We start from the raw sequence: 3,877 nt of genomic DNA, 5'->3' as shown, positions 1-3,877 counted from the left end.
CCCACAACAACCCCCGCCGCGTGGCGGTATACATCCCAGAAGGGCGCATCCCTCCCATGAAGAACTCGATCGAGCGCCTCCCCGGCGGCCCGCTCTCGCGCAGGTCGTTCCTGCTGTCCCTGTCGGCCGGCGCGGTGGCGGTCGGGCTGGCCGGCTGCGGTGACGACGGCGATCCCGTGACCGGCGGCTCGGCCGGCGCGGGCGCGGGCTTCCCGCTGACGATCAAGGGCGCGGAGGGGGACACCGTCCTGCCGGCCCGTCCGGAGCGGATCGTCACCGTCGGGTTCATGCGTGACATCGACGAGGCGGTGTCCCTCGGGGTCGTGCCGGTCGCGGTCACCCCGGCGACGAACTTCGACTCCGGCCTGCCGCCCTGGGTCGAGGCGAAGCTCGGCAGCGCGAAGGCGCCGGAGCAGCTCAGCTACGAGGACAACCTGCCCTTCGAGCGCATCGCGGCGCTGACCCCGGACCTGATCCTCGCCACCGACAGCTACAGCCTCGCCGACGACTTCGCGAACCTGACGGCGATCGCGCCGACGCTGTCCTACGAGACGGACGTCGCCGAGGACACCTGGCAGACCCGGGTGACCCGCATCGGCAAGGCGCTCGGGAAGTCGGAGGCCGCCAGCGGGCTGGTGACGGAGGTCGAGGCGGGCATCGCCACGGCGAAGGAGAAGAACAGCGCGGCGCTGGCGGGGAAGACATTCAGCTTCAGCCTGCTCAACGGCGAGGGCCAGCTGGCCACGATCATCCTGCCGACCGACGCCTCGGCCCAGTTCCTGTCGAGTCTCGGCCTGACGCTGTCGTCGAAGGTCAAGGACCTGGAGCAGGCCGGGCCCGCGGGCCGGGCGGTCGTGTCCCAGGAGCGCACCGACCTGCTCGACGCCGACATCGTGCTGTTCTCGTTCCGCGACGACGACGAGCGCACCCAGGTCGAGTCGGACCGGCTGTTCCAGGCCCTGCCGGCGGTGAAGCGCGGTGCCTACGTGCCGCTGGAGGTCGAGACCGCGCTGTCGATGGCGTTCCCCTCCACGCTGAGCATCCCCTACGCGCTGGAGCAGATCGTGCCGAAGCTGGTCGCGGCGGCGGGCAAGGCCTGACCGCCTTGGCCGACCGCATGACATCCACTGAGGCGCTGACATCCACGGAGCCGGCGGCGCCCGCCGGGCCGCTGCTGGTCGTCGAGGGCGCCGGGCCTGTCACGGACCTGCTGCACCGTGACCGGGCCCGGCTGCGTGCGCGGCTCGCCGCGAGCGGGGCCATCCTGCTGCGCGGTTTCGACGTCGGCGGCGCCGACGGTCTGGCGGCAGCCGTCCGCGCGCTCGCCGACGAGCCGCTCGCCTACACCGAGCAGTCCTCGCCGCGCAGTGTGATCAAGGGCAACGTCTACACCTCGACGGACTACCCGCCCACCGCCGAGATCCCGCTGCACAACGAGATGTCCTACCAGGCGGTCTGGCCGCTGACCCTGTTCTTCCACTGCGTGCGCCCACCCCTGACCCAGGGCGCCACCCCGCTGGCGCACGTCGGTGCGGTGCACGAGCTGATCGACCCGGACGTCTGCGCCGAGTTCGTCCGGCGCGGGTGGATGGCGGTCCGCACCTATGGCGAGGACGTCGGTCTGCGGTGGCGGACCGCCTTCGGCACGGACAGCCGCCAGGAGGTCGAACGGCAGTGCGCCCGTGGTGGCCTGACCCCCACCTGGACCGGCACGGACGGCCTGCGCACCACCGCCGTGCGCCGCGCCGTGCACCGCCATCCCGTCACCGGGCTGCCGCTGTGGTTCAACCATGTGGTGATCTTTCACGAGAGCAGCCTGCCGGCGGACGTCCGCGAGGTGCTCCTCGACGCCTACGGGCCTGACGGGCTGCCGAACAACTCCCGCTACGGGGACGGCGGCGTCATCCCCGACGAGGTCGTCGAGCATCTGCGGGCGTGCTACCGCGCGGTGTCCGTCCGCTTCGACTACCAGGAGGACGACCTGCTCGTCGTCGACAACATGGCTGTCGCGCACGGCCGTGAGCCCTACACCGGTCCGCGCCGCATCGCCGTCGCGATGGCCGAGCCCTCGGAGCTGTCGGGGCGCTCGGAGTCGTCGGACCCGGGCGCGGCCCGGTGACCACGGGTACGAGGACGCTGCGCCGGTCGATGCGGGCGCACGGTGGGCGGATCCTGGCCGCCGCGGCGCTGTTCGTCGGCTACCAGGCCGGCGAGGCGCTCGTACCGGTGCTCATCGGTGTGATCATCGACCGGGCGACCGCCGCCGGGGACGCACCGAGCCTGCTGCTCTGGCTCGGTGTGCTCATGGCGGACTTCGCCTTCCTCTCGCTGTGCTGGCGGTCCGGGATGCGGGTCGCGCTGTTCGCGGGAGTGCGGGCCGACCGGGCGTTCCGGCTCGCCGTCACGGAGCGGCTCCTCGACGACCGGGGCACGGCAGGCGCCTCCGACCTGCCCGCCGGGGCGCTGGTGAGCATCGCCACGGCGGACGTCCGGCGGATGACGATGGTGAACTTCCTGCTCCCGCACGGCGTCGCCGCGATGGTGGGCGCGGTCGTCGCCGGTGCCGCTCTGGTGATCGTGTCCGTGCCGCTCGGGCTGCTCGTGCTGGTGGGCACACCCGTCCTGCTGGCGGCGGCGCGCTGGCTGGCGGTGCCGCTGGAACGGCGGGCCGAGCAGCAGCAGGACCGTGCCGCGCACGCGGCCGGTGTCGCCGTCGACCTGATCCGGGGCATCCGCGTGCTCAAGGGGCTCGGAGTGGAGACGGCGGGCCGTGCCCGGTACCGGGACGTCAGCCGCGCGTCGCTGGCCGCGACCCTGCCGACCACCCGGGCCGAGGCGGGGCACACCAGCGCGCTGACCGCCCTGACCGGCTTGTTCCTCGCGCTCGTCGCGCTGGTCGGCGGCCGGCTCGCCGCCAAAGGCGAGATCACCATCGGTGAGCTTGTGTCCGCGGTCGGTCTCGCCCAGTTCCTGCTGACTCCGCTGACGACCTTCGGGGAGATCATCGCGGCGCTGGCCGCCGGACGGGCATCGGCGGCCCGGGTCGGCGCGCTGCTCGACGACGAGGGCCGCATGCTCGACGCGGCGGGCCGCGTCCCAGACCCGGCCGGCGAGGGCGACAGTCGCGTCCCGGCGGGCGATGGCGACGGCGATCTCCCCGCTCCGCGCCCGGCCCGCGAGAAGATCGTCCTGTCGGGGGTGCGCGGGCCCGGGCTCGACGGTGTCGATCTCACCGTCGCGGCGGGCGGGCTCGTCTGCGTCGTCACCACCGACCCGGCCGCCGCCACCACGCTGGTGCGCTGCCTGGCCGGGGAGGCCGAGCCGGAAGCGGGCCACATCCTGCTCGACGGGACGCCACTGGGCGCGCTCGCGCCGGCGGCGGTTCGCCGGACGATGCTCGTGCCGCCGCATGACGGCAACCTGTTCGAGGGCAGCCTGCGGGAGAACATCGCCGCCGGCCGGCCTGGCGACGTCACCCGCGCGGCCCGCGCCGCCCGCGCCGACCAGGTGGCGGCGGCGCTGCCCGGCGGCCTCGACGGAGCGGTCGCCGAGCGGGGGAGATCCCTGTCCGGCGGGCAGCGCCAGCGGGTCGCGCTCGCACGGGCGCTGCACGCCGACCCACCGGTGCTGGTGCTGCACGAGCCGACGACGGCCGTGGACACCGTCACGGAGTTGGAGATCGCCGCCGGGCTGCGGGAGCTGCGGGCCGGGCGCACCACGCTGATCGTCACCAGCAGCCCGGCCCTGCTCACCGCGGCCGACCGGGTCGTCCTGGTCGAGAACGGCCGTGTCACCGCCACCGGTGCCCACGACGTCCTGGCACGTTCCAGCGCAGGCTACCGAGAGGCGGTGCTGGCGTGAGCGCGCCCGTGGACGA

General features: G+C 73.9%; 3 protein-coding genes. All 3 read left to right on the top strand.

What is annotated here, in order from left to right:
* Window positions 1-56: 56 nt before the first annotated feature.
* From ACG83_RS17975 to ACG83_RS17965, 3 genes are read left to right on the top strand one after another with little or no spacing between them, the layout of a single operon-like run.
* Window positions 57-1,100: an ABC transporter substrate-binding protein gene (locus tag ACG83_RS17975; RefSeq protein WP_054567389.1), complete on the top strand. Its 1,044-nt coding sequence runs from the start codon at window positions 57-59 to the stop codon at window positions 1,098-1,100.
* A 17-nt stretch (window positions 1,101-1,117) separates the two neighbouring features.
* Complete coding sequence (locus ACG83_RS17970) at window positions 1,118-2,119, top strand: TauD/TfdA family dioxygenase (protein WP_083473418.1); 1,002 nt, start codon at window positions 1,118-1,120, stop codon at window positions 2,117-2,119.
* Window positions 2,116-3,861 (top strand): ABC transporter ATP-binding protein, encoded by a 1,746-nt coding sequence (locus ACG83_RS17965; protein WP_235497991.1) that lies wholly within the window; start codon window positions 2,116-2,118, stop codon window positions 3,859-3,861. The genes ACG83_RS17970 and ACG83_RS17965 overlap by 4 nt, the downstream gene beginning before the upstream one ends.
* The last annotated feature ends 16 nt before the right edge of the window (window positions 3,862-3,877 follow it).

This window comes from Frankia sp. R43 (assembly GCF_001306465.1).
In the GTDB taxonomy this organism is placed as follows: Bacteria; Actinomycetota; Actinomycetes; order Frankiales; family Frankiaceae; genus Parafrankia; species Parafrankia irregularis.
This window is presented reverse-complemented; position numbering and strand designations above follow the sequence as displayed.

Coding starts and splice junctions, on each gene's coding strand:
- ACG83_RS17970 (WP_083473418.1), top strand. CDS start 1,118: ATGACATCCACTGAGGCGCTGACATCCACGGAGCCGGCGGCGCCCGCC.
- ACG83_RS17975 (WP_054567389.1), top strand. CDS start 57: ATGAAGAACTCGATCGAGCGCCTCCCCGGCGGCCCGCTCTCGCGCAGG.